Annotated in this window: 23 protein-coding genes and 1 pseudogene; 9 read left to right on the top strand and 15 right to left on the bottom strand. The window is 59.4% G+C overall.

All coding sequences use genetic code 11. From position 1 onward, the window contains the following. Window positions 1–41: 41 nt before the first annotated feature. Together NW848_RS07965 and NW848_RS07960 are read right to left on the bottom strand one after the other, a co-directional pair. Window positions 42–560, bottom strand: a complete 519-nt coding sequence (locus tag NW848_RS07965; RefSeq protein ID WP_414402621.1) for a phosphoribosyltransferase — start codon at window positions 558–560, stop codon at window positions 42–44. Window positions 561–637: 77 nt separating this feature from the next. Further along, window positions 638–1,558 carry a branched-chain amino acid transaminase gene (locus NW848_RS07960; RefSeq protein WP_414402622.1) on the bottom strand — a complete coding sequence of 307 codons (921 nt, stop codon included), beginning with the start codon at window positions 1,556–1,558 and terminating at the stop codon, window positions 638–640. A gap of 265 nt (window positions 1,559–1,823) precedes the next feature. Between NW848_RS07960 and NW848_RS07955 the strand changes: the two genes are divergently transcribed. Continuing rightward, complete coding sequence (locus NW848_RS07955) at window positions 1,824–2,180, top strand: PepSY domain-containing protein (protein WP_099812263.1); 357 nt, start codon at window positions 1,824–1,826, stop codon at window positions 2,178–2,180. A gap of 202 nt (window positions 2,181–2,382) precedes the next feature. Next, complete coding sequence (locus NW848_RS07950; RefSeq protein ID WP_414402623.1) at window positions 2,383–3,816, top strand: hemolysin family protein; 1,434 nt, start codon at window positions 2,383–2,385, stop codon at window positions 3,814–3,816. Between the two features lie 4 nt (window positions 3,817–3,820). Here NW848_RS07950 and NW848_RS07945 read toward each other — a convergent pair whose 3' ends face one another. Beyond that, window positions 3,821–5,356 (bottom strand): aminotransferase class I/II-fold pyridoxal phosphate-dependent enzyme, encoded by a 1,536-nt coding sequence (locus NW848_RS07945; RefSeq protein ID WP_414402624.1) that lies wholly within the window; start codon window positions 5,354–5,356, stop codon window positions 3,821–3,823. 127 nt (window positions 5,357–5,483) lie between these two features. Here NW848_RS07945 and NW848_RS07940 point away from each other — a divergent pair, with 127 nt between their 5' ends. Beyond that, on the top strand, window positions 5,484–6,050 hold the full coding sequence (locus NW848_RS07940) for a DUF2854 domain-containing protein (protein WP_011429883.1): 567 nt from the start codon (window positions 5,484–5,486) through the stop codon (window positions 6,048–6,050). A 385-nt stretch (window positions 6,051–6,435) separates the two neighbouring features. Here the strand turns inward: NW848_RS07940 and NW848_RS07935 are convergent, their stop codons facing one another. From NW848_RS07935 to pilM, 6 genes and pseudogenes are all read right to left on the bottom strand, one after another. Beyond that, window positions 6,436–7,572 (bottom strand): Ig-like domain-containing protein, encoded by a 1,137-nt coding sequence (locus NW848_RS07935; RefSeq protein WP_414510869.1) that lies wholly within the window; start codon window positions 7,570–7,572, stop codon window positions 6,436–6,438. A 154-nt stretch (window positions 7,573–7,726) separates the two neighbouring features. Next, window positions 7,727–8,995, bottom strand: a complete 1,269-nt coding sequence (locus NW848_RS07930; RefSeq protein WP_414508347.1) for a type II secretion system protein GspD — start codon at window positions 8,993–8,995, stop codon at window positions 7,727–7,729. Between the two features lie 531 nt (window positions 8,996–9,526). Further along, window positions 9,527–9,898: pseudogene (locus NW848_RS07925) on the bottom strand (AMIN domain-containing protein); the annotation flags it as partial. Between the two features lie 302 nt (window positions 9,899–10,200). Beyond that, window positions 10,201–10,884 carry a hypothetical protein gene (locus NW848_RS07920; RefSeq protein WP_414402627.1) on the bottom strand — a complete coding sequence of 228 codons (684 nt, stop codon included), beginning with the start codon at window positions 10,882–10,884 and terminating at the stop codon, window positions 10,201–10,203. Then, on the bottom strand, window positions 10,884–11,588 hold the full coding sequence (locus NW848_RS07915; RefSeq protein ID WP_011429876.1) for a PilN domain-containing protein: 705 nt from the start codon (window positions 11,586–11,588) through the stop codon (window positions 10,884–10,886). The genes NW848_RS07920 and NW848_RS07915 overlap by 1 nt, the downstream gene beginning before the upstream one ends. 63 nt (window positions 11,589–11,651) lie before the next feature. After that, the gene (pilM, locus tag NW848_RS07910) at window positions 11,652–12,734 is read right to left on the bottom strand and encodes a type IV pilus biogenesis protein PilM (RefSeq protein ID WP_240530483.1); all 1,083 of its coding nucleotides are present in this window, start codon (window positions 12,732–12,734) and stop codon (window positions 11,652–11,654) included. Between the two features lie 285 nt (window positions 12,735–13,019). Here pilM and NW848_RS07905 point away from each other — a divergent pair, with 285 nt between their 5' ends. Then, a complete protein-coding gene (locus NW848_RS07905; RefSeq protein WP_414402628.1) occupies window positions 13,020–14,141 on the top strand; it encodes an iron-containing alcohol dehydrogenase family protein in 1,122 nt (373 codons plus the stop codon). Window positions 14,142–14,161: 20 nt separating this feature from the next. Here the strand turns inward: NW848_RS07905 and NW848_RS07900 are convergent, their stop codons facing one another. From NW848_RS07900 to NW848_RS07885, 4 genes are all read right to left on the bottom strand, one after another. Beyond that, entirely contained in the window at window positions 14,162–14,887 is a 726-nt protein-coding gene (locus NW848_RS07900) for a DMT family transporter (protein WP_414402629.1), read from the bottom strand. Further along, window positions 14,848–15,099, bottom strand: coding sequence for a hypothetical protein (locus NW848_RS07895; protein ID WP_414402630.1), 252 nt, complete (start codon window positions 15,097–15,099; stop codon window positions 14,848–14,850). The genes NW848_RS07900 and NW848_RS07895 overlap by 40 nt, the downstream gene beginning before the upstream one ends. Window positions 15,100–15,348: 249 nt before the next feature. After that, window positions 15,349–16,467, bottom strand: coding sequence for a glycosyltransferase family 9 protein (locus tag NW848_RS07890; RefSeq protein ID WP_414402631.1), 1,119 nt, complete (start codon window positions 16,465–16,467; stop codon window positions 15,349–15,351). Between the two features lie 112 nt (window positions 16,468–16,579). After that, a complete protein-coding gene (locus tag NW848_RS07885; protein WP_414510868.1) occupies window positions 16,580–17,353 on the bottom strand; it encodes a hypothetical protein in 774 nt (257 codons plus the stop codon). Window positions 17,354–17,387: 34 nt separating this feature from the next. Between NW848_RS07885 and NW848_RS07880 the strand changes: the two genes are divergently transcribed. Both NW848_RS07880 and NW848_RS07875 read left to right on the top strand, forming a co-directional pair. Further along, the gene (locus NW848_RS07880; protein WP_011429871.1) at window positions 17,388–17,627 is read left to right on the top strand and encodes a hypothetical protein; all 240 of its coding nucleotides are present in this window, start codon (window positions 17,388–17,390) and stop codon (window positions 17,625–17,627) included. Window positions 17,628–17,830: 203 nt separating this feature from the next. After that, complete coding sequence (locus NW848_RS07875) at window positions 17,831–19,114, top strand: DUF4912 domain-containing protein (protein ID WP_099812268.1); 1,284 nt, start codon at window positions 17,831–17,833, stop codon at window positions 19,112–19,114. 102 nt (window positions 19,115–19,216) lie between these two features. On the opposite strand, the gene NW848_RS07870 is transcribed toward NW848_RS07875, so the two are convergent. Next, window positions 19,217–20,248: an anthranilate phosphoribosyltransferase family protein gene (locus NW848_RS07870; RefSeq protein ID WP_414402632.1), complete on the bottom strand. Its 1,032-nt coding sequence runs from the start codon at window positions 20,246–20,248 to the stop codon at window positions 19,217–19,219. 108 nt (window positions 20,249–20,356) lie between these two features. Then, window positions 20,357–21,319, bottom strand: coding sequence for a LysR family transcriptional regulator (locus tag NW848_RS07865; RefSeq protein ID WP_414387804.1), 963 nt, complete (start codon window positions 21,317–21,319; stop codon window positions 20,357–20,359). Window positions 21,320–21,443: 124 nt separating this feature from the next. On the opposite strand from NW848_RS07865, the gene NW848_RS07860 reads away from it, so the two are divergent. From NW848_RS07860 to NW848_RS07850, 3 genes are all read left to right on the top strand, one after another. Further along, a complete protein-coding gene (locus NW848_RS07860) occupies window positions 21,444–22,595 on the top strand; it encodes a serine hydrolase domain-containing protein (protein WP_414402633.1) in 1,152 nt (383 codons plus the stop codon). Window positions 22,596–22,650: 55 nt separating this feature from the next. Beyond that, complete coding sequence (locus NW848_RS07855; protein ID WP_414508326.1) at window positions 22,651–23,547, top strand: XdhC family protein; 897 nt, start codon at window positions 22,651–22,653, stop codon at window positions 23,545–23,547. Between the two features lie 70 nt (window positions 23,548–23,617). Further along, a partial coding sequence (locus NW848_RS07850; protein ID WP_414510867.1) for an RNA-guided endonuclease InsQ/TnpB family protein occupies window positions 23,618–24,611 on the top strand: 994 nt, incomplete at its 3' end.

The following is a 24,611-nucleotide window of genomic DNA, read 5'->3' as shown; positions in this document are numbered from 1 at the left end:
TTACCAAATTCCTTGATGAAGCAAGCCCTGAGCAAAATTAACTAACCTGAAGAGCGCAGCGCTTGCATCAACTGCTGGGGCGTCATCTGCTCGTAGGGCTCGAAGGGCTGATGGATCCAGGGATTATCCGGCAGGTAGTCCACGTAGTAGTCGGGCTGGTAGACAGAGGCCGCTTTGTACCAAAGTACGCCGGTGCGGATTTCCTCGATGTAGAAGCCGTAGTGGTGTTTGAGCCAGTGGACGGCCCGCTTCAGGGTCATGCCGGAGTCGACTAAGTCGTCCACCAACAACACATGGCTGCCCAGGTTGGCAGTGGTCATGGCCAAATCCCGCGAGAAAATTAGCTGCCCTCGCTGGCGATTGCCAGGGCCGGAGTAGGAAGAAGCGGCAAGAATTGCTAGAGGGAGATCGAATAGGCGGGCCAGAGTGTCGCCAATGCGCAGCCCCCCTTTGGCGATGCAGACAATTTGGTTAAACTCCCAGCCGCTTTCGTAAACTTTGACGGCCAGCTCCTCGATTTTGCGGTGGTAGTCGGCCCAGGTAATGGAAATCTCGTGCAAGGGATCCCTCTCCCGCAGTCTGGATTGGTCAATTCTAATTCTCCCCTTCGGCAGCCTGCCGATGGCAAGCTGAGGGTCTAGCTTTCTTTTAGCGGGATCACCTTCACCCAGTGGGAATAGGCGGGATCCCGATTTTCGGTGATGGCCGTCAGCTTCTGCCGCAGTTGCTCAGTGATGGGGCGAGAGGTGGGCAAGACGTACTGTTCGATCTGGCGGATGGGCGTGATCTTGGCCGCGGTGCCGGTCAGGAAGGCTTCCTCGGCAATGAACAGCTCCGACTTGTCGACGGGCCGCTCTTGGGTGGGGATCCCTAGGTCGCGGGCCAAGGTGAGGACGCTGTCGCGGGTGATCCCTTCTAGGATGTCCTGGTCGAAGCTGGGGGTAATCAGCACGCCGTTGCGCACGATGAAGATGTTCATGCCCGAGGCTTCGCTCACTTTGCCCTGGGAGCTGATTAAGATAGCTTCGTCGAAGCCAGACTGTACTGCCTCGGTCTTGGCCAGGGAGGAGGTAATGTAGGCACCAGTGATCTTGCCCCGCAGCGGTAGGCTGCGATCCTCCTGGCGGGCCCAGGAGCTGATGCGGCAACTTACCCCTTCCGGCGAGAGGTAGTCTCCCAATTCCAACCCGTACACGAAGAAGTCTTTCTCGATGTTGTGCAGCCGCGGTGAGATGCCCAGGTCGGAGGTGTACACCAGGGGGCGGATATAGAAAGAGGTGGAAGGGCGATTTTTCCGGATCAGCTCCACAATGACCTGCTCGATCTTCTCGGCGGGCAGATCGAAGCAGAGCAGGCGAGCACTCTGACTCAGCCGTCGGCAGTGGCGATCGAGGCGAAACACCAGCACCTGATCTGGGTTTTGCGGATCGGGGATCCCGCGTAGGCCGCCGAAGGCTGCCGTCCCGTAGTGCAGAGCATGGGTGGCAATGGAGATCTTCGCCTCGGCAAAGGGGACGATCTGGCCCTGAAAGTAGGCGTAGGGCAGAAAATCGGGCATGGTCGGCACCTACTGCGGTGGGAAAAGATGTAAGAGTAGGAATATTATCACCGATGGAGGCAGCGCCGGCAGCACTCGGGAAGATATATGCACCGCAGGGTTTTTTAGCCAGTCCATTTCTGCGAGGGCTGCGGCGGCAAATAGCTTCTAATCTACGAGGGGCTGACGAACTACACCCTATGACGCAAGGAGCCCACTCCCCTTGCGAAGGCAACAATGCTCTTTTTGGCAAGGCTTCTTTCACCCCGAGGGTGGTAGGGTAAGAATGTGGTTACTCAAACAGTTGGAAATGAAGCTTTCAAAACCTTCTGTTGCTTCCTTGCTTTTGCTGGGCGTTTTGCCCCTCAGCAGCCCGATGCTAGGGGTAGGCGAAAGCACAGAGGCAGCTTTTGCTCAATCTCCTGCTCCAGCCGTCCGCATTGAAGAAGCGATTCAGATTGCTCGATCTGCTGTTCCCAATGCTGTGATCAAAGAAGTTGAGTTGGAGCGCGAAGATGGGCGCTTAGTTTGGGAAGTAAAATTCACCAACGATGTTGAAGTCAAGATCGACGCCACTAGCGGCGATGTTGTCGATATCGATGACTGCACGAACTGGGGTAAGCGTTGCCGGAAAAAGCGGTAGTTGCCACTGCTTGATGAATGCTTGATGAAAAAGTAGCAATCTTGAGAACTGCAAAAGCTGGGGATCCCGTTCATTTGGGCAGGGGGAAGGTGTTCGCATAATAGCCGCCCGATGGCTGAGGCCAGTTTAACTGCTGGCCAGGGGCAGGTGGTCGAGTCGGTCTGGGCTAAAATGCTCTCTATCCGTCTTGCTGCTCCCCCTGATGGACGACCCTCCTTTAGCCTCGGCCCCCAGCCCTGAGTTCTCTTGGGGAGAGGCGTCTCTCAGTCTCCTCTGGGTTATCGCTCTTCTCCTCATCAACGCTTTTTTTGTGGCGGTGGAGTTTTCCTTGGTGTCGGCGCGGCGCTCCCGCATGGTGCAGCTGGCCAGCGAAGGGAACCGCCAGGCGGGGATTGTGCAAAAGGCCCAGGAACAGTTGGAGTATGCCCTCTCCACCACCCAGTTGGGCATTACCCTAGCCAGCGTGCTGCTGGGCTGGATTGGGGCCACCCAGGTTGCGCCGACGCTGTTTTTGGCCTTGAGGCAGTTGGCTTGGCTTCAGAATGTGGATCCCGCCCTTATCCGGGGAGTGGCAGTGGTGGTGGTGTTTTCGCTGCTCACCTATTTCCAAATTGTGGTGGGAGAGCTGATCCCGAAAACTCTGGCCATTCTCTACTCGGAGCCGATTGCGCTGCAACTGGCCTGGCTTAACCGCTTGGTGAGCCGCTTTTTGCACCCTTTCGTGGAGCTGCTCCGGTTCTCCTCCCGCTGCTTGTTGCAGCTTTTTGGCGTCCGCATCCCGGAGGCCACTTCTTTTTACAGCACCATGACAGTGGAGGAGCTGCAACTGCTGATTGCCTCGTCGGTGGAGTCGGGCAACATCGAGGCGGAGGAGCGGGAGCTGTTGAGCAATATTTTCGAGTTCGGCGAGACGGTGGCCAGCGAGGTGATGATCCCGCGCACCAGCATCGATGCGGTGCCGGAGACGGCCACGGTGCAAGAGGTGCTGGCCGAGGTGGCCGAATCGGGGCATTCCCGTTACCCGGTCTATGGCGAGTCTTTGGACGACATCCGGGGGCTGATTCACGTCAAGGAGCTCATTGGCGAGCTGGCCAAGGGATCCTTGGATTTGCACAGCCCCATTGCTCCCTTCATTCGGGAGGTTCACTTTGAGCCGGAAAACAAGCTGATCGCAGAGCTCTTGCCGGAGATGCAGCGGCACCACTGGCCGATGGTGGTGCTAGTGGATGAGTTTGGCGGCACGGCGGGCCTGATTACCATCCAAGACCTGGTGGAGGAGATCGTCGGCAAGCTCTCCGATGGCCCAGATCCCAAGGCGAAGGAGCCGGATATTCAGGAGCTGGACGAAAATACCCTCCTCATCCAGGCCCAGTTGGACATTGAAGAGGTCAACGAGCGCTGCCACCTCAACTTGCCCCTCCACGAGGACTACCAGACCCTGGGGGGCTTTTTGATCTACCACCTGCAGAAGATCCCGCGCGTGGGGGAAAAGTTTACCTACCAAGACATGGAGTTCCAGGTGGTGCGCATGGAAGGGCCGCGGGTGGATCGGGTGAAGGTCGTCCGCCACCGCCGCAGCTCTCCCAACCCCCTGCCTTCCCTGCCCCCTGCTCAGACGGCGCAGCCGGGCACTTGAGGAGCTAGGTTTTGACGACCTTGAGGGTCTGCAGCCGCACGTCTTCGGGGCCGTTGATGAAGCCGCCCGCCTCGTGCACCAGCAGCAGATAGTCCACTGCCTCTTGGGTCACCTCTTCGCCAGGCACCAAAATGGGGATCCCAGGCGGGTAGGGGGAAATGATTTCGGCACAGATGCGGCCCACAGCTTCTTGAAAAGGGATCCGCTCGATGGGGGCAAAAAAGGCCTGCCGCGGCGAGAGCCGTTGGGGCGGGAGGGGGGGGCGTTTCAATTCGGCCAGGCGCCGCAGTTTCTCGGCCATTGCCAGGGAAGGCGGGGATCCCTGGGCATACTTCGACAAAGCCGCAAAGCTCTCCACCAGCCGGTCGATATCCCGCTGGGTGTTGCCGAGGCTAACAATAAAGACCACGTTGTGCAGGGTGGACATCTCCGGCTGCACGTGGAAGTGCTCGTTGACCCAGTCGTGGGCGTCGAAGCCAAAGAGGCCCAGCCCCGACACCGTCACGGTCAAGCGGGTGCGATCCAAATCGAAAAAGCCGGGAGTGGAGCCAATGCGTTCCGGGCCAAAACAGAAGATCCCGGAAATACGGTTGAGGCGGGCGCGGGCCTGATCCGCCAAAGCCAGGGCTTGGCCCAGGAGAACTTCCCCTTCCAGGGCCATCTGCCGCCGCGCCACGTCCAGCGACATCATGAGCACGTAGTTAGGGCTGGTGGACTGCAGCAGCTGCAGGATGTTGCGGACTCGGTTGGGATCGACTCGGGATCCCTTGAGGTGCAGCATCGACGCCTGGGTCATGCCGGAGATGACTTTATGGGTGGACTGCACCACCAGGTCGGCGCCGGCTTCCAAGGCGGAGAGGGGCAGTTCTGGATGAAAGCCCAAGTGGGGCCCGTGGGCTTCGTCCACTAGCAGAGGCAGGTTGTGGGCATGGGCAATGGCTGCCAGCGCTTCTAAGTCGCAGCAAACCCCGTAGTAGGTGGGGCTGACCACCAACACGCCCTTGGCGTCGGGGTGCTGGGCCAGGGCCTGCTCCAGGCCGGCAGGAGTGATGCCGTGGGCAATGCCCAGCTCCGAGTCAAAATCCGGCTCAATGTAGACGGGCACGGCCCCAGAGAGGATCACGCCGGCGATGGCCGACTTGTGACAGTTGCGCGGTAGTAGGATCTTGTCCCCTGGGTCGCACACCGCCATCACCAGGGTTTCTACGCCACAAGTGGAGCCGTTGACCAAAAACCAACTGCGATCGGCGCCGTAGGCCGCTGCCGCCAGCTCTTGCGCTTCCCGGATCACGCCGTCGGGATCGTGGAGGTTGTCCACCTCCGGCAACTCGGTGAGATCGGCCCGGAAGACGTTTTCTCCCAAAAACTCCCGCAAGTCGGCGGCGATCCCGCGTCCCTGCTTATGGCCTGGCGTGTGAAAGGGAGCCTTGTCCAAGCTGCAATAGTGGCGGATGGCCTCAAAAAGAGGGGCCCGCTCTTGGGCTTTGCGGTCCAGCAGGCGCAGACGACGGGACGCTTTGGACAGATGCGACAGAACCATGGACCACTCCCCAACACACCAGCGTCCAGCCATTATCCATCCCCAGCCTAGCCAAGTCCACCCTCAAGGTCGCCTCAGGAAGTGTCTTTCCTGCTAGCCTGGGTTTCAGGTTGCCTTTTCTTCCTGTATGTTTGAAAAACTGCCTCTTCCCCTGAGCACGCTCGTGTTGCTGGCGGGCGTTGCCGCCACAGCTTGGGGCTTTGCCCAGTACAGCGATCCCACCCTCAATCTCATCGGCCTGTTTGTCGGGATCCCTCTGCTGCTGGGGGGGGTGACCATGAAGGTGGTGGAGCTCAAGCCAGTGCCTGCCCTGACGTCCCCTTCGCCAGAAGTGCTCCAAGCCCGCGCTCAGCAGGCCACGGAAATTCAAAAACAAGTCCGCGCCGACATCACCAAATATAGCTATGGGGCCAACGCCCACCTGGAAGAGGCCCTGGAGTTTCTCGGCCTGCGCGGCCCTCTGGAAGCAGACCTACCCAAAATCAAAGGCTACAGAGAAGAATTGCGGGATGGCCGCTACACCCTGGTGCTCCTGTTTGATTCGCCAGCCGTTTCCTTCCAGCAATGGCAGGAAAGCTACCAAAAAAAAATGCAGGGCTTCTTTGGCCGCGACGTGGAGGTGCAACTGGAGCAGCCCCGAGAACATCAGGTGGAGCTGGCGCTCATCGCCCGTCCCGGATCCCAGGCCACCTGAGCAAGACGGCGGGGCTTAGGTCCTTTGATTTCACAGTTTTGTTCTTAAGATTAGAACGACTCACACAGGTGTGTTCAGAACTGAAACACTAGAGGAAGGAGACTTGGGGATCCCTATTTTTTGAATGGTAAAAAGTTAGCAGGATTCCTCTCTGAGCGACACGAAAACAGCGCCAGCAATGACGCTAAGCTCTCGTCCTCAAGCTGGTTGCCAGTCGCTTGCCAAAAGCTTCTACAACCCACCTCATGCAATCCAAGGGATCCCTGGCAGCAGTTGTCACCAGTTGGTCTCGTAGGGTTTTGGTTCCAAGATAAGCAGTTGGTCAAGAAACTTAACATCTAGGTCAACTCATCTTAACTCAATAAAGACTCCCCGAGCCATCGGGTTAACTTTTGTGGGTCTCAGCAGCCCAATCCTGAATAATCCAGGTACGCAAGATCTGGATTTCCTCAGGGCTCAAGTGGCCCAAGCGATCGGTGCCGGTGCCGTTGCGGCGAATATAGGCCAATTCGGGAGATCCGCTGCGTCCAATAAAAGAGCCGGGAAATTCTCCTTGGGGATCACTCACGGGGGGTCTCGGCGTCGGCATGGCTCCTGTCCCAAGCTCCAACAAGGAACCGGGGGCGTCGGCCTCTTTTCCTTCCCCATTCAAGGGGATCCCTGCCGCCCGCTGAATAACAGCATGGCGAGCCAACCAGCGCGGTTTCAGCAACTCGCTATTTTCTGATCCGGGCGTTACGTAACGCATCACCGCGGCATAGCTATCCAAAGGGCTGCGCCGCATCCGACCGGCCTGCTGATGACAACCTACACAACTGGCTTCTAGCAAGGGCTTAATATCTCGCTGGTAGGTGTATTGAGGCTCGGTGCGGAAGGTCAACTCTATGGGATTTTGTAAATCGAGCTCTTTGGCAGCAGGTAAGAACACTCTGTAATCAGTGCTGTAGCTGAGTGGCTGTAAAGGCTGTACAATTAGCTCGTTGCCCTGGATATCAAAGGCTACTTCCAAAGGAGGCTGGATCCCAAAAGCCAAACTCGTTATTCCTGTCGGAAGCTCTCGGTCGAAACGCAGGCGAATGCTTTGACCAACTGGGATCCCTCTTTGGCCATTGGAAGGATTGCTAGAGACCAATGCGACTCCACCTTGAGGAAGAGGAGTAAATTCTACCTGAGCTTTTCGGGCCGGCACTCTTGGTTGTAAAAGAGTCAACGCATTGGGATAGAAAGTGGCATATCGTTCCAGTTGGGTTGGCAATGGGTTTTGCTGCCAAACACTGCGAGGCATTCGCACTGTGAATAGGGGCACCTGTTGTTCGCCGGCTTGCCCCCGTACTTCTAAAGTAAGCTGCTCCGCTTGCGGCTGTGCCTGAAATTGTTGTGCCAAGGTCTGCCAAACCAAAGAGCGCGATTGCTCGACAAGCTGTGAATAGCTCTGCCCCTGCACCCGTAGAGAGAGATGGTAGGTTTGCGGCCAGCCCACCTCACCCAAAGCTAGCACCCAGGCCAGCCCGAAGGCGAGCAACAGGGATCCCAGCTTTAGCCAAAGTCGGCGGCAAGAGTTCGATATCAGCATTAAGCAGCAACGTATCTTAGGTTTTAGCAGTTTCTATGAGTGTCTTCCATCTTTGACAAAGCAACTGATTTGGGAAAATGACAGTCATTGGTGGGGCACTCTTCTAGTCCTCTAGAATAGTTGGGGTAATCAAGGCAACGACTTCACTTCTAGTGTTCGTCGTGTTTTGCCTACGAAAGAGAGAGCCTAGCAGAGGGATCTCAGCAAGAAGTGGAACTTTATCAACAGACACTCGATCCTCCTCTTGTATCAATCCTGCCAAAAATAGTGTTTCCCTGTCTTTAAGTCTGATTTGCAAAGAGCCAACAGAACGCTGATTGAGTAAGCTAATTACGGTTCCGTCTGCTAAAGTAATTTGGCTACCAATAGATGAAACCTGGGGAAGAAGATTCAACGTAACGTAGCCATTGTCATCAATCCTGACGTTTTGAATAATTAAGTTGACTCCTGCGTTTCCTTTTTCAAAAACGACTGTTGACGTACCCGTTGCAGGGTCTGTTACCAACCTCCTATTGGTGATAACTTCTTGACCAACTACAATAGCCGCACCCGTGTTGTTAGCGACGACCACTTTTGGGTCAGCCAGTATCTTGGCTGTTCCTGAAGCAATAGCTGCATCTATGCGGGCCGCAAGAGATTGCTGGAGTCGGTTTAAGGTGTTGAACACAAGTGAGCCTCCAGTTCCTACGGAAGGAACTACGCCAACGTCAGGAACCGAAGACCCTGCGGGCTGGTTGAGGGGAGTTCCACCAAAGTTGGTATTATCTCCAGAGCCCAGTGCAAAGTTTCCGGAAGCACCGCCTAATGCAACTCCTAGATTAGAGTTATTATCGAGGTTAATCTCAATAAACCTAGCACTAACTAAGACCTGACGACTTCTAAGATCAATTTGGGCAAGGTAGGCTGCAATCACATCATGCTGGGCAGGTGTGGCAACAATAGTTAGTGAGTTCGTTCTTGGATCTGCTTGAATGGCTGACTCTTGAGCGAGAGGGATATTCGATGCTTCCAGAATAGCTAAAATTCTACTTCTGATTTCACTTGGAGTGATACTTAGTTGTCTAGCATTGATTTCGACTGTTGCTTGCCCGCCTCCGGCCCCAGCAGCAGTAAGGTTAAAAGTCTGTTCTGTCTCTTCAATTCTCAATTGATTAAGTCTATATGTTTTGACGATCCGCTGGCCGACTCCAGGGAGTGTAGTACCAATAAAAACTGTTTGCCCTACACGGGTTGCTTGCAGTTCCTTCAGGCGCAAGATAAAGTTAAATGTCTCTTGCAAAGGTGAGTCAGCTACATCCAAGGAAATCGTTAAGTCTGGAGGAACATCATTAAGGACTACATTTAGTCCAGCTCGACGCACCAAGAGACTCAACACGTCACCTACGGGAGCATCCCTCAGGGTTAAGGTGATCTTGGCATTTGAGCCCAAGTCAACTGGAGGGGGAGCAGGAATGATGCTGCCGACTGCAAGATCCCCTGCCGGAGGAGCTACTGCTCGACCCTGGAACGGAGAAGTGCTGAGATCAACAGATCCCGGTGGCAGTTGGGGTTGGTTGAGCTGTCCTACAGAGGGCACCTGAGAAATGACCGGCCTAGGAGAAGCTGGCTGAGGAGTAGGAGCTGTCTGAGCTGGCGGGGAAGAGGGGGAGTTTTGGGCAAGAGGCTGAGGAGTAGGAGCTGCCACGCGGGGAGAAGGAGAGTTTTGAGCAGCCGGAGAAGAGGCAGGGGTTGCCGGTGGGGCACCAGGCTGAGCTCGAGTTGGCGAGGCTGGTTGATTGGGCACTACTTCTTGGCTGGGCGCTGCAGCTACAGGAGCTGGCAGGGCAGAGGGCAAGCCCTCAAACTCGAAGACCAACTGCGTTGGGCTACGCTGGGCCAGCAAGCCTTGGGGAGCTGCCGCAACGCCGGCAATTTCTACCCGCACGCTGTCACTACCTATTTGCTTGGCTTCGATGAAGCGCACTCCCGGCAGGGGAGAATCCTGACGATAGCGGCCTTGACCTCTATCCAGTTGGGCATTGGCGATATCCCCAATCCAAGACCGGCCCTGCTGGGTAAAGAACACCTGAGGACGGGCGCCCCCCGTGGTTTGGATCTCCAGTCTCATGCGGTTGCCGTGGGGCACTAGCCGAATATCGGTGATACGGCTGAGGCTTTGCGGATGGGTGGAGGTCAATTGTTGGGCAGCAGCCTCATCAGGCCGGCTTTCTACGGCCAACAGGGGCAGAGAAAGGATCAAGCTCAATGCCCATCCCCAAGCAACTCGACGGCTCATTATCCTCACACCTCACTCCCTTGTCCAAGCGTGTTCCTGCTTGACCTTCAGCACAGGTCTAGGCCGTGCTTCCCTAATCAAAGCCGAAATTTTAGCTTTTGCCACTACCTGTAGAGGCTTTTTTCTCCAATCTTCCCTACAGTCACACCAGATAGATGTCCCTCACCTCTGGGTTGCCCCCTGCGACAGAGCCCGCTGTCAGCCACCAGAGCCTAAGCAGGGTTCAGGCTGACCTATTGACCGGGTGCTGGCTGCTCTGGTTCAGATTGAGTAGGGGCGGGCTGTTCTGGTGCAGGGGAGGGTTATCCTTCGGGCGCAGGGGCAGTACCCAAGGGAATGTCTTTGTTGTAGTAATAGGCGGTCAAGTCGAAGGCGACGTTCAGCTCCCCCCTCCCTTGAACGGGATTGAGGGAGAGGTTGCCCACGCGGAACAGAGCCCGAAAACGCTCGATGTCTCTCATGAGGTTGATGATGTCGGTGTAGGGACCCCGCAGGGTGACGCGGGTTGTCTGCAGTTGGATGGCTGGGGCGATGATGGCAGGCACTTCTGGGTTGTTCGAGGAAGCTGGCGTCAGAGGGGAAGGGCTGAAACTGAGCAACTGAGCATTGGGTTGTCCCCGCACCAGTCGGTTGAGATCGATCAGTTGCGTGTCGGCATTCTCGGGGGTGGCGAGCAAGGCGCTGATCTGTTGCTGCTGCACGCGAGCCCTCTCGATTTGGTTGGGCAGATCCTGTAAGCCGGCAATCTGGCCCTGTACCTCCTGCAACTGGCTGGTTTTTTGGGCTACCTCTCTTTCTAAGGCTTGCACCTCTCTAATCAGAGGACGGAGTTGGGTGAAGGCCAAAAAGCTCGCCGCGCCCAGGCCCAGGATCCCGATCAACAGGCCAATGCGAATAGGGGTCAGCTCGACCCCCAACAATACCGGCGGCCCTGCCGGAGGTGCCACCAGTTGTTCGTCGTGAAAACTTTCCACCGAGCCGGTCATCAGTTCCCCTCCACTTGACGCAAAATGCGGATCTTTTCCACCAAGCCTATCGCTCCCCGCTGCTCCAGCTCGCGGGTCAACTCCGGGTCGGGATCCCCTATGGTTCGAATAGTAACCGTTAGGCCGTAGGTGACGCTGGGTTCAGTTTCAGGGGTGCCCTCCACTCGAGAGGCACTGTTGAGAACGGCACTGGTTACGAAGTTGGAATCCAGCAGAGTGAGCAAAAAGTCGTTCACCAAGGGAAAATCCAGCGCCCCGCCTTGGATGTTCACAGTATCGCCAGAGGCGCTGATGTTGGTTATCCATACCCCTTGCCCAGGGATCCTGCGCCGCAGTTCTTCTAGAATGGCCGACCAGGGCTGGACGGATCCGAGAAAAGAGCGAAACCCTTCCGTCTGGGTGCGAATGGTTTGCAGTTCTTGGCTGAGGCCCTGGAGTCGGGTCAACTCGGCATTGGCTGTGCTGAGTTCACCGTCGAGGCGGGTTCGCTCTGCCCTCAGAGTATTCCGCTGACGGGAAAAGCTGTCTTGGAAATACAAGAAAGCCCCCATGGCCACAGCAGCCACGGCAACCCCCAGACCAATGGCCAAAGCCCAGCTCTCAGCTCCGGCGGCAGTTTCCGGGCCAGCCACCACTCCCCCTGTCTGAACTGTGGTGGGAACCTCCGGTCTTTCTTTCAGAAAGTTGATCTCTGGTGTGTACATCTCACCGCCTCGCTCATGGTTGGGTATTGCGCTTAGGGGATCCTCTTGGGCGGATCCCGAAGACTACTTGCTGGCTTCCCGCATGGCCAGCCCCAGGGCCACTCCCATCGCCGGTCGCTCCTCCAAGGGCACCTCGATTGAATCCGGTATCAGGATGCTGCCGAAGGGATCCGCTAACTCTACGGCCAGGCTCAGCGACTGCGACAAGAAACCATCCATTTGGCCAATAGCCGCCCCCGGCCCAGCCAACAATACCTTCACCACAGGGGAGTTACTCTCTGCGCTGGTAAAGAAATCAATGGAGCGCCTCAGCTCGTCCGCCAAATCGGAAACGACCCGCGCCACGGCTGCCACGCCCGGGTTACTGGGAACCGGTTGCTCTCCCGTGGCCAAAACATCGGCGGGGTTGATCAAGGGTAACCTTAGAGTTCGCAACAGGTCGCCGGTGCGGCTAACCGGCAAATTCAGGGCCTGGGCTAGCACCTGCCGCATGTGAATGGTGCCGATGTTGACGGTGCGGGTAAACTGCGGGATGCCGTTGACCAAGATGCTGATCTCGCTGCTGTCGTAGCCGATGGAGCTGAGCAACACCGCCTCTTGGGGGCTGTACTGGATGAGTTGGTCACGGATGGTGCGAATGAGGGAGAAGCTGGCCAGCTCCACACAGCGCGCCTTCAAGTTGGCCGCCTGCAGCACGGCCAGGTAATTGTCCACCACCTCTTTGGGGATGGCTGCTAGCAGCACCTCGATGCGCTCAATGCCATCCTGGGAAAGGTCTAGGCCCAGGGGCTGGTAGTCCACATCCGCCTGATCCCGGGGGTAGGGGATGTAGAGCTCCGCCTCCTGTTCTAGAACCACCCGCCGCAACTCATCGGCAGGCAGGTCAGCAGGCAGGCGAATGAGACGGACGATCGCCTCTCGCACCGGCACCGCGGTCGCCACTGGCAAGCTGGTGGGCACCTTGTATTCGTTTAGTAAGTTGGCCAATGTCAAGCCAACTGTGCTCGGATCAAGAATGCGCCCCTCGATCACTGCCCCCTCTGGCATTTCCACGCTGTGGTAGTGAACCAGACGATAGCGACCATTGCCCTGCTTCTTGACTTGGGCAACAGCAAGGCGCTCGGGATTGATATCTACCCCAAGCATGGTTTGAGTTTTGGAGCCACCAAGAAAGCCGAACACGCCCTGCCCTCTGCGCCACTGCTAGACGCATACTACCCAATTTGTCTGGGGGTTACCACCATTTGCAGTTGACTGCTGGCAAAGATTTGTGCTAGCTGACCCTCCCCTGCCAGGGATCCCAACCCGTTCCAAGCAAGCGAGGCTTGCCTGTAGCTACACCCTAGATGGGAAAGGCAGAACTTGCGGCTAGAATCGTAGTCTGTATCTATATATATGGACACTGGGCTGACCCTATCGCCCCTCTTTGAAATGCTGAGAACTTGTGAATTCGACCTGGCCATTCCGGCCCCAGGCCGGCTATACCGCGGCAGCGGCATCCTCGAGGCTGTCCCCCTGACAGCTCTGGGATCCCGCGTGTTGGTGATCGGGGGGGAGCGCTCCCTGGCCGTGGCCGAGCTGCCCCTGAAGCGCAATCTGGGGCGGGATCCCGCCGTTCAGGTTTACTGGAGCACCTATGGTGTCGACTGCAGCGAGTCGGAGCTGGCTCGCCTACAGGCCCTGGCCACGGCAGAGTCCGTAACCGGCATTGTAGGGGTGGGGGGCGGCAAGGCCCTAGACACGGCCAAGTTGGTGGCCCATCGCTTGGGGATCCCGGTGGCGACGGTGCCCACCTCCGCCGCCACCTGTGCCGCCTGGAGCGCCCTGTCCAACATCTACTCTGACACAGGTGCCTTTCAGCGGGATGTGGCTTTGGATCGGGCACCTGCCGCTTTGATTCTGGACTATGAGCTCATCCTGCAGGCCCCGGCGCGCACCCTGGTGGCCGGGATTGGAGATGCCTTGGCCAAGTGGTACGAGTCTTCTGTCAGCAGCGGCGCCTCGGAAGATGCCCTGGTGATCGGAGCTGTGCAGCAGGCCCGCGTTTTGCGGGATTTGCTCTTGCAACAATCGGTGGCGGCCCTGCGGGAGCCGGGTGGCACGGCTTGGAAGCAGGTGGTGGATGCCTGCATTTGCCTGGCGGGGATCGTCGGCGGCATGGGAGGGGCCAAGTGTCGCACCGTGGCCGCCCACGCCGTTCACAACGGCCTAACCCATTTGCCGGGACACCGGGCCACCCTGCACGGGGAGAAAGTGGCCTTTGGCATTTTGGCCCAGCTCCGCCTAGAGGAGATCCTGCAGGGAAGCCAGTTGGCGCTAGCGGCCCGCACTCAGTTGCTGGCGTTCTACCGCCAGGTGGGACTGCCCCTGAACCTGCGGGATCTGCACCTAGGCCACCTGGGATCCGCCGAGCTGCTGCAAGCAGCCCAGGTGGCCTGCCAGCCAGGCTCCGATATCCACCACCTGCCCTTCCCCGTCAGCCCGGAAGCCCTGCTGGTGGCTCTTACCACCACCGACCTGACCAGCTCCAGCCCCGCCTTGCTGCGGCTTTAGGCCCGCCAGCCTCTGCCACCTTAAACTTTGCCGGTACGGGCCTGAGTTTTCCTCACCCGCCGCCGCGCCTCGCCGTAGGCCCCGGAGGTGGCGCCTGCCAAGATCAGGGCTCCGCCCAGCCAGGTCCACCCATCTGGGAGCTCGGCAAATGCCCAGAAACCGATTAGACTGGCCCAGAGCAAGCGGGAAAAATCCAGAGGCAGCAGCATCGTCACCTCAGCCAGCTTGTAGGCTTGGGTGAGGGCCACCTGGCCCAGGCTGCCCAACAGCCCCATCGCTGCCATCCACAGCCACTGCTCCGGCGAAGGCCAGGTCCAAACCCAAACAGCAGCCAAGAAGGAAAGGGGGGTCTGCAACAGGCCCATGTAGGCCGTGATCGTGAGGCTGGACTCGGTGCGGGCGAGGATCTTGAGCACAATGGTTACCCAGGCAAAGAGCGCTGCCGCCGCCAAGGCCAGCCCCGTTCCCAAAGAGAACTCCCGCAAGCCCGGCCTCAACACCACCAAAGCCCCGACAAACCCCAGGCCCAACCCCAGCCAGCGGGAGGGGCGCATCTGTTCGCCCAATACCCAGACCGCCATCATGCCGGCAAACAAAAGCTGGACAAAGCTCAGCGCCGTGGCCTCTGCCAAAGGCAAGAGGCTGGCCGCCCAGAAGGAAAGCAGCATCCCCACCGTGCTGATTGCCGAGCGCAGGAGGTAGAAGCTCATCTTGGCGGTGCGCAGCGAGTGGATCCCTGCTCGCAAAAGCAGCGGTACCAGGGCAAGAAACCCGAATAGGTTGCGAAAAACACAATCTCAAAAGGGTGCAGGGCAGGCGTGTTGAGGCGGATGATCGCCCCCAGGCAGGCAAAGCAGAAGGTGGCCAGCAGCTTCAGGGCAACCCCTTGCCAAGCCCTCTTGTTTCTCCGCTCGGCAAGGTGATCCACCTGGTGGCGATACCCCGTCCCCAAAGTCACAGCTCACACCCAAATGGTTTAGGCACAGAGTTTTCAGCCTCGGGCTCTCAGCTTAACCAGGCTCCTAGGGATCCGGCTGCGCTTCTGGGCACTCCCTGCCGTCCACTGGCCCATCTGATCGGCGGGGCGGGGATCCCTGGGAGCTATGGCCATCTCAAATAGCCATGAACAAGTTGTTCCCTCGCTCCACAGCTCCCCTCTCCCAGAGGGAGAGGGGCTGGGGGTGAGGGGAGAGACGGGCTGGAAGGTCTAGGTCTTCTTCAGGATCTGTCGGAGGTAGGCAATCACTGTCTCTGGCTTGAGGTGGGCCATGCAGGGGTGGCCTTCCACCAGGCAGGCTTCGTTTTTGAACTTGTTTTCTGCACAGACCCGACATTTATAGGGAGTCTGGGTAACGTAAACATGGGGCAAGCGAGGTGCCCACAGTCGCACGGGGCTAGCTCCATCGCCGTCGGCATCGTTGCCAAACAGGGCAATGGTGGGGCAGCCCACGGCCGCCGCAATGTGCATCGGCCCCGCGTCCACGGAAATACAAACCCGCGCCCGCTTCAGGGCCCCGGCCAACTCGAGGAGGCCGGTCTTGCCCCGCAGGTCGATCATCCCCGTCTGGATCAGGAGTTGGTCTTCGCCGTCGCCGTGGTAGAGGGATCGCTGTAGCTCGGGGGCGCTGCCAATGAGCCCCACCTGCAAGCCCTGCCCCTGGCACCATTCGATCACCTGGCGCCAGTACTGCAAGGGCCACATCTTGGCACGGCGGGTGGTGGTGATGTGCACCAAGACTTCCGGTACTGCAAAGTCGGGATCCCGGCTGGGCAGCTCCAGGCGGAAAAAGTCGGTCTCTACGTAAGCCAGGCGGCAGAAGATCTCGGCGATGTAGTTGCTAGTGAGGATATCTTTGTAGCGCTGCAAAAACGCCAGGCTGTTCCAGTCGTCGTCCTGGAGCATGCGCTGCACCGGGTCGGAGCCGGGATCCAACTTGCGGCGAAAATCCAGGGTCAAGCCGGCCCCGGCAATGTACCGGGGTCGCAGGGCCGTCACCGCCACCAGGTTGAGCTCGCTGAACTCGTCGCAGTTGATGGCCAGATCGTAGGGCCCGGCCTGGGCCACCCGATCCCGCACTGCCGCCGTCAGGGCCTCGAGGTAATCGGGGCGGCGGCTGTAGAGGGGGAAGCTGAAGTCGATATAGGGACAGTGGAGCTCAAAGTCGCGGGTGGTCTCGCTGCCGAAAAAATCCAAGACACAGCCGGGGTATTTCTCCTTGAGGCCGCGCAAGAGGGGGACGGTGACCACGAAGTTGCCCACCTTGCTGGAAGAAAATACCGCTAGGTGGGGCCGTTCCCGCAGAGGCTGGTTGGCAAACCGTTGCATAGGGTTGGGATCCCCAAAAAAAGCCGTTTGCGTCGGCGGTGCGGAGCACGTTTGCTAGGCTAGCATCCCCAGATCCCCTTCGCGGCCAGCGCCGGGATCCCTGGGCCAGACTTTAAGGCCGGCTGGCTTGGCTGCCATCCCAGATGACCACCACGGCAAAGCGATCCAGAAAGCCGCTGCTGGCGTTCATCTGGCGCAGGTTGAAGGCGTCTTCGGCGGAGATCACCAGGTCGTAACCCAGCGTGCGCATGGCGCGAAGGCGGTGGGGCCGTTCTCCAATCCGGTTGACCAGCGAGCGGGCCTGCTCTTCCGAGGTGGTGTAGGCGGCGGTGCCCTCGCTGCCCACAAAGGCGGTGTTGAGGTCTTGGCCAAGGTTGATAGGCGGGTAAACTGGGTTGCCGTCGGGATCCAAAAGGCGCATCGACTGGCTGGGCAAAAAGTCCAGGCCCCGCGCATCGACAATTAACCCAGTTACCTGGGGCTCTCGCCGCCGGGATCCCGCCTCTAGGCCAGTTCCACCCCCTGGGCCCATCCCTGAGCCAGGGCTGGAGCCGCGCACCCCGCTCTGGCCGCTGCCGGGCCCGATCACGTCTCCCTGTCCAGAGCCAGAGCCGCCGCCGGGGCTGGTGCCCAACTGCCGCAACAAGTCCAGATCGAAAATCGGCCCTTCCGACCCTGCGTCCTCGACAGGAAACGCCGACTCTACGTTTTCTACCTGGTCGGGAGTGACCGGACGCCAAGGCGTTTCTTCCGGGAGGGGTTGTTTCTCAACCGCTGGGGCAGGGGATCCCCCCTGGAGGCGGTAGAGGGGAGGAAACAGGGTTTGCGCTTCAACAGCTTCCCCCGGCCAGACCAGGATCCCCAGCGCTGCCCAGATCGCTCGCATCCCTGCACCGTGAGTCCTATCTTTCCACCACCTCATGCCCACACCTCTTGGCCTGATAACCTGCGGCTCACCCTTCCCCCATGCTACCCAGGCAAGGCCGGTGCGGCAGGGGATCCCGCGCAGTCCTCTTTTGGACTGGAGAGCAGCGGCTGATGCTTGGCCGCCCATCCGCCGGCAAGGGCGGGCCGCAAGCCCATTTTGGGGATCCCTGACTCGAGATGGCGGGGAAAACGAGGCTTTGATCCCCAGCGATCCCCAAGCTCTTGACCAATAGGCAAAAATACGTGAACATAAGTTCATCATTCCTTTGATCCCCGTTGATCCCGACCTATGGTCATCAGCGGTTGGAAAACGCCAAGCAGGCTGTTACCCCAGTGGGCCAGGGGTTGCCCTTAGCCACAAGCTGGGATCGGCCTTTGGGTTAGCCAGTGGAGTGTGCGCACAAGCCCGATCTGTTGAGGACAGGAGACCCCGACCATGCCACAAGAGCGGATCCCGTTGGAAGAGATGACCATCCGGCAGTTGCGAGAAGAAGCTGCCCGCTACCAGATCCCCAAGTACAGCCGCATGACCAAGGATCAGCTCATCCAGGCTGTCCGGGAGGCCCAGGCCAAAGCTGGCCGCCCCGCCGATACAATGCCGGAGCCGAGCGGCCAAGAAGCGGTGACTGGCACCAAGTTTGTCGGCCCAGGGCGTAGCAATCCCGATCTGGTCGATGTGGACAAGCCGCTGGGGGATTTGCCGGATGGCTATGGCGAAAGCCGCATCGTTTTGCTGCCGCGGGATCCCCAGTGGGCCTACGCCTATTGGGATGTGCCCAACGAGGCCAAAGAAAGCAAGCGCCGCGAGGGAGGGCAGCAGTTGGCGCTGCGCCTCTACGACGTAACCGATATCGATTTCGAACGCCAGCCGGCCCACAGCATGCAGGAGTACCCCTGTGACGAGCTGGCCCGCGAGTGGTACTTGCCGATCCCGGTGAGCGACCGCTCCTATTTGGTGGAGATCGGCTACCGGACCGCAGATGGCCGCTGGCTGATGTTGGCCCGCTCGGCGGCGGTGATGGTGCCGCCGGTCTTCCCCTCCGACTGGTTTGAAGAGCACTTCCTGACGGTGCCCTTTGACATGCCCCTCCAGGGCCGCACCCTCTACCAGCTCACCGAGCCCTACAAGCGCAGCGCCACCGGCATGGGCGTGGTGGCCTACAAAGGCGACGAGCCGCAGCGGCAGAGGACGGCGGATCCCTTCCTGGAGATGGTGGGCGGCTTCGAGGCGATGCGGGTGGCGGGATCCCTGTTTGGCAGCCACCAGATGGGCAGCCGTCAACTGGTGCCCGAGCAGGCCATCAGCTCGTTTATTATCCCGTCGGGCGTGGGCATGATGGGAATGGCTATGGCCATGGCCGAAGTGCCTGCTGCTCCCTGGATGGCTTCCGGGTCGGGACTAGGGCTGTTCTCCGGCGCTTCCGAAGTCCTGCCGCGGCGCTCCCGCAAGTTCTGGCTGGTGGCCGATGCCGAGCTGATTGTCTATGGGGCCACGGAGCCCGATGCCACCGTCACCATCGGCGGGCGCAAGATCCAGCTCAACCCCGATGGCACCTTCCGCTTCCACATGGCTTTCCCGGATGGCAACATCGACTTCCCCATCTTTGCTGTGGCTGCCGACGGCGAGCAAAACCGGGAGATCCACATGACCTTCGACCGCCGCACCCTCTCCCGCCGCACCAACACCAAGGAAGAGGCTATCGAGGAGCTGTTGCCCTAAAGGATCCAACCTTCGGCTTCTCGCCCCCTGGAGCTGGCCGGGGGGCTTTTTTCCCTGGGCTGGAGAGCTTGACTCTAGTCATCGAAACAGGGGATCCCAGCCCTAGGAGAGGTCGATCACCCGGATCAGTTGTTTCAGCTTCTCCATCACCCGTCCAGAGCGAAGCAGGTCTTCCGCCTGTTGGATCCCTTCTGGCAAGGATGGGGCGTGGCCGAGGAGCCACAGATAGCTACCCCCATTCCAGAGAGCGGCTGGGGTGAGTTCACAGGGATCCCCGCTGAGCACCTGCTGCATCTGCCGGAGCAGCTCTTTCTCTCCGGAGAAGGGGATCTCCGGGCCTGCCAAGTGGCAATCTCTGGCCTTCAAGAGCAGCCGTTTGCCGCCCTGGTTGAGAATGGCCGCTCGCTCCCGTGGCAGGTCGCAACTGCCTTCCAGACCTTTGACGGTGGTGAATTGTCGAATCTCCCGCAGGGCAAACAGCTCCAGCATCGTGGCCTCGGTGGGAGGATGCACATAGCCGGCCACCAGGTGAAAGGGGCCTTGGTAGGGCGTCCAGACCAGTTCCAAGGTGGCCAAGGGGGGGCGCTTGCCGATTTGATCCCGGTAGTCCATCAGAGCCTGAGCCTGGGGAAAACAGGTGGGCAAATACAAAAATCCCAGCCCGGTTTGTTCCAGCAGTTGCCCCACCCGCTCCAGGGATAGCCCTCGCCAATCCACCCCCAAGCTCCGCCACACCGCTTCCAAGGGCAGCCCATACTTGGTGGGACAGAAGCCAGAGCCATGCAGCAAAACGGCTGACCCTGCCGCTGCTAGCAGCAAAGCCACCAGCACCCCCAGCGGTGCCGTCCGCGAGCGGCCATCGTAGGGATGGCCAAAGATGATCAAGGGATGGGGCAAATCCCGTTGGGGCAGAAGAGGGCCGTCTTCTGCATAGGCATCCAACATACCGGCCAGCTCCTCGGCAGTGGGGCGCTTGATGCGGTGGGCAATTAAAAAAGCCCCGATCTGGGCGGGAGTGGCCTCCCCCCGCAGGAGCATTCGAGCAGCGCTGGCGGCCTCTGCCCGGCTGAGATCCTGGTGGGTGTGGGTGCCGCTGCCGATTTTTTTCAACAGCTCGCGAAACTCTTGGCTCATAGCATCGGCGGTCGGGAGCGCTGGGCTACTCAGGATAGGGGGAGATAAGGGCGGAACACTTGAAACTACCGATATGGGTATTTGACCAGAAATTTCTACAAAAGGTCTCTACAAAACCGACAACAGCCCAGCAGAGGGCCAATGGGGATCTGCGCCGGAAGCAGGCTCAGCATTACCAGACTGCCTAATCAGCTGGGCGGCCAACTGCAAAAACCGGCGAATGGGAGGGATCCGATAGCGATCGCTGGTGGTAACCATAACCACCTGTCGCCTCAAGAGGGGGGGCTCGGTGGGTCGCACCTGCAAATCCGGATCGGCGCAGCAGTCCACCAGGGCCGACTCCGGCAGGAGGGCAATGAGCTGCCCCTGTCGCACCACCCCCCGAAAGGCATCCAAGGTGTTCAGTTCCAGGGCTGCTTTGAGGGGAAGCCCCTGCCGGGCCAGATGGGATCCCACCAAGGAGCGCATAGCATAGCCATCCTTGAACACAGCCTGGGGATACTCCGCCAGCACCTTCCAGGGGATCCGCTCGTAGCGGCTGAGGGGATGGTTGGCGGGCATCAACACTTGAATCGGCTCGGAGTACAGTGGCTCCACCACCAGCTCTGCCCCCCGGGTCATCAGGGGGTTCTCCATTACCAGGGCCACATCCACCAGCCCATCCCTGAGCACCTTTAAGGCGCGGTCGCTGCCCAGAGCGGTAACCCGCAACTGCACCTCTGGGTACTCCCGGCAAAACTGTTGCAGCACCGGCGGCAGTTGATGGGCGATCAGAGAATGGATCCCGGCAATGCAGAGCTCGGTTTGCTGGCCCTGCAGCCATTCTCGAATGCTTTCCTGAGCCCGCTGCCATTCTTGACAGATGCGACGGGCATGGGGCAAAAGCCGTTCCCCGGCCACAGTTAGGGCCACCGGGCTTTTGCGATGCAACAGCGGAGCGCCCACTGCTTCTTCCAGGGCCTGGATCTGGCGGCTAATGGCCGATTGGGTCAGACCGCTGAGGCGAGCAGCGGCCAAAAAGCTGCCCGTTTCCACCACGTTCAAAAAAGCTTGCAACAACTCCAGCCGCACTCGGGATCCCTTGATGATGTAGCCTGCCGTGGTGGCATCCTAGCTGGGGAAGCGGTAGGCTTTTGTAAACACCGTTACAAGTTGTTTGTTGGACTGGGGATCCCCAAGCCAGGAGGAGAAGCAGATGGGTTGGGATCCAGCCTTGCTGGAGGGGCTGCTCAACTCTGCCATTCCGCACCTTTTCCCCGCTGCCCAGGTGGTCATCCGCCACAAGGGAAGGTGTATCTACTCAAGGGCGGCAGGCCATCTCGACCCTGAGACCCGGCGCCAACCAACAACCTCGGCCACCCGTTTTGACCTGGCCTCGCTGACCAAGCTCTACACCGCCACCGCCTGCATGGCCCTGGTGGAAGCCGGAGCGTTGCTGTTGGATCAACCGGTGAGTCTCCTGTTGCCGGAGTTTCAGGGATCCCGCCCCATTGCCCCCTATGAAGATCCTCTGCAGCCGGGGAAATGGATTGCTGTGGAACCGGAATCCTTAGGCCAGCTTGTTGCAACAGAACAGGTGACGGTGCGACAGTTGCTGGCCCACACCGCCGGTTTGCCCGCCTGGCGGCCCCTGTTTCGACAGCCCGATGCCGAATCGGCCCGGCACATGGCCCTGCACACCTTTTTTGCCTACAGGCCGGGATCCCGCACAGTCTACAGCGATCTTGGATTGATCCTGCTGGGGCTGGCTTTGGAACGTCTGAGCGGAACCCCTCTGGATCAGATCTTGCATGCCCGGATCTTGCAGCCTCTGGGCCTGAGCCAAACTCAGTTTTATCCAGGGGATCCCTTTGACCCATCCTCTGTCTCTGGCTCTTGTGCCCCCACCGAGCTGTGTCCTTGGCGAAAGCGCCGCCTACAGGGGCAGGTTCACGACGAAAATGCCGCCCGCCTGGGCGGGATCGCCGGCCATGCCGGACTATTCGCCACGGCAGAGGAAGTAGCCGCTTTCGGAGAGAGTTTTTTGACGGGATCCCTGTTGCAGCCACAGACGGTGAGGGAAATGACCCGCGAGCAGTTGCCTCAGCAAGGGGATGCCCACCGCTGTCACGAGCGCCGGGGTTTGGGGTTTGCCTTGCGCTCTCCGGATCCCTTGGCCAGCAGCTCCCCGTTCAGCCCCAGCGCCTTCGGCCACACCGGCTTCACCGGAACCTCCCTGTGGATCGATCCAGAGCGGGAGCTGGTGGTGACGCTGCTCACCAACGCCGTCTACCACGGTCGGCAGGAGAACGGATTCCAGGCTTTCCGGGTTGCCTTCCATCAGGCCATCCTAGAGGGGCTTTCTTGATCATTGAGTCCCTGACCGTTCCCGCTAGGGTGCCGTAGGCATAACCGAGGCTGAGGTGGACGAGACCTTTTACCGACAGTTGGCAGACATGCTCTCCCGCGGGCCGCTGGTGGTGGCCACGGTGGTCCGCACCCAGGGATCTGTGCCTCGCCAGGCAGGGGCAAAACTGGCTGTGGGATCCGATGGCACCCTGTTGGGCACCATTGGCGGTGGAGCTGCCGAAGCGGAAGTCATTGCCCGAGCGCAAACCCTTTTGCAGGCTGCCGTTCCCGTTGGCGATGGCGATGGGGAGTCCTCGCCGGCTGGGATGCAAGTTTCCCTTGACCTCAACAGCCCTCCCCTGGGCGTTTGCGGGGGACGGATGCACATTTGGCTACAGCGATGGCAGGGATCCCTTGCCCAAACGTTGGTGGCCCAGATCCTCCAGGCTCTGACCCAAGGGCAAAGGGCTTGGCTGATCACTCCCCTCCATCCTCAGGGGTTCCCCTACCTCAGCCTTAGCGACAGCGGTGCGGAGCACTTTGCCCCCCTGCCATCCCGCCCACAGCTCCTCGCGGGATCCTGGGTCGAGCCCCTCCTCCCTTCCCCCACCCTGCTGATCGTCGGAGCGGGCCACTGCGGCCTGTCCCCGGCCCAGATCGCCCATTTGGCCGGCTTTCGCATTTGGGTTCAGGACGATCGCCCGGACTGGGTAACCCCTCAGCGCTTTCCCGTTGCCGAGCGGCTGTGCTCAGAACCCTTTGCCCAACTTATCCCCCATCTGCACAGGATCCCGCAGCTCTACATCGCTCTTGTGACCCGCAGCTACAGCCTCGATTGCCAAATCCTGCGGGCCATCTACCACTCCGGCCTGACCCCCCACTACCTGGGGATGATCGGCAGCCGCAAGCGGGTACAAACCGTACTGCGAACCCTGGCCCAGGAAGGGATCCCGGAGACCGCCTTCAGCTAGAAATCGCAGGAGCCCCGCACTGTACCCGTAGGGTCAGTGTCGGGAGGAATGCGGAAGTTACGATAGAACCATGACCCAAGTCCTGACCGTCTCCTGTAAGCTCAAGGTGTCCCAGTCGCAGGCCGCAAAGTTGGACGCGACCTTGGATGCCTTTGTGCAGGCGTTGAACTGGGTCAACCAAAACACGCCCGAGAAAGTCACCAACGCCGTTAAACTTCAATCTCTGTGCTACCGCGAAATCCGTGCCCGGTTCGGCTTGTCCAGTAACTTGGCTCAGCAGGTCTGCAGACGGCTGGCCGGTGCCCGCAAGGTTGCCCGACAGAAAAACCGCCCCGTCAAAGCGTTCAAGGGGGGCTTCGCGACCTATGACGCTCGTATCTTTTCGTTCCGCGAGAAAGACTGGACGGTGTCGCTGACCACGGTTGAAGGGAGAGAACGCTTTGAACTGGCCATTGGCCGTTACCAGAGAGAACAGTTGGCGGGCTCCAATCCCAAATCGGCCACTCTGGTCAAGCGCAGAGACGGCTCCTACTACATCCAGATTTGCGTAGAGAAAAACCCGCCCAAGCAACAAGATACCGACAGGGTGATCGGGGTGGACTTGGGCAGGACGGATATCGCCCATACGTCAGAGGGGGACAATTGGAATGGACAGCAGTTGAACCGAGTCCGCGACCACTACTCCAAGCTGAGGGCGGCACTCCAACGTAAAGCCAGTAAGGGCACACGCAGTTCGCGGCGCAGATGCAGAGAACTGTTGCAACGGCTGTCTGGCAAGGAAAGACGCTTTCAAACGTGGGTCAATCATCGCATCTCCAAAGCTATTGTCTCTAGGGCAAAAGCCACAAACAGCGCTCTTGCTCTGGAAGACTTGACAGGGATTCGGGAAAGGGTCAATCAACAGCCACGCAGCAAAGCCGAACGGCGCAGGGCCAACAGTTGGGCGTTTTATCAACTCCGTCAATTTTTGGAGTACAAGGCTCTGCGTGCGGGGGTTGCTCTGATTCTTGTTCCGCCTGCCTACACGTCGCAGACCTGCCACCGGTGTTTGCACATCCATCCCG

The sequence above is a fragment of the Synechococcus sp. RC10A2 genome, assembly GCF_047502605.1.
Note: the sequence above shows the minus strand (reverse complement) of the source record. Positions and strands in the feature narration are given on the sequence as shown.

Bases quoted from the DNA above. Each gene is read 5' to 3' on its own strand.
- pilM (WP_240530483.1), bottom strand. From the start codon at position 12,734: ATGCTTGGGGTAGATATCAATCCCGAGCGCCTTGCTGTTGCCCAAGTC.
- NW848_RS07915 (WP_011429876.1), bottom strand. From the start codon at position 11,588: ATGTACACACCAGAGATCAACTTTCTGAAAGAAAGACCGGAGGTTCCC.
- NW848_RS07875 (WP_099812268.1), top strand. From the start codon at position 17,831: ATGCCACAAGAGCGGATCCCGTTGGAAGAGATGACCATCCGGCAGTTG.
- NW848_RS07950 (WP_414402623.1), top strand. From the start codon at position 2,383: ATGGACGACCCTCCTTTAGCCTCGGCCCCCAGCCCTGAGTTCTCTTGG.
- NW848_RS07945 (WP_414402624.1), bottom strand. From the start codon at position 5,356: ATGGTTCTGTCGCATCTGTCCAAAGCGTCCCGTCGTCTGCGCCTGCTG.
- NW848_RS07960 (WP_414402622.1), bottom strand. From the start codon at position 1,558: ATGCCCGATTTTCTGCCCTACGCCTACTTTCAGGGCCAGATCGTCCCC.
- NW848_RS07955 (WP_099812263.1), top strand. From the start codon at position 1,824: ATGTGGTTACTCAAACAGTTGGAAATGAAGCTTTCAAAACCTTCTGTT.
- NW848_RS07940 (WP_011429883.1), top strand. From the start codon at position 5,484: ATGTTTGAAAAACTGCCTCTTCCCCTGAGCACGCTCGTGTTGCTGGCG.
- NW848_RS07870 (WP_414402632.1), bottom strand. From the start codon at position 20,248: ATGAGCCAAGAGTTTCGCGAGCTGTTGAAAAAAATCGGCAGCGGCACC.
- NW848_RS07860 (WP_414402633.1), top strand. From the start codon at position 21,444: ATGGGTTGGGATCCAGCCTTGCTGGAGGGGCTGCTCAACTCTGCCATT.
- NW848_RS07890 (WP_414402631.1), bottom strand. From the start codon at position 16,467: ATGCAACGGTTTGCCAACCAGCCTCTGCGGGAACGGCCCCACCTAGCG.
- NW848_RS07920 (WP_414402627.1), bottom strand. From the start codon at position 10,884: ATGACCGGCTCGGTGGAAAGTTTTCACGACGAACAACTGGTGGCACCT.
- NW848_RS07885 (WP_414510868.1), bottom strand. From the start codon at position 17,353: ATGCGAGCGATCTGGGCAGCGCTGGGGATCCTGGTCTGGCCGGGGGAA.
- NW848_RS07905 (WP_414402628.1), top strand. From the start codon at position 13,020: ATGCTGAGAACTTGTGAATTCGACCTGGCCATTCCGGCCCCAGGCCGG.
- NW848_RS07880 (WP_011429871.1), top strand. From the start codon at position 17,388: ATGCCCACACCTCTTGGCCTGATAACCTGCGGCTCACCCTTCCCCCAT.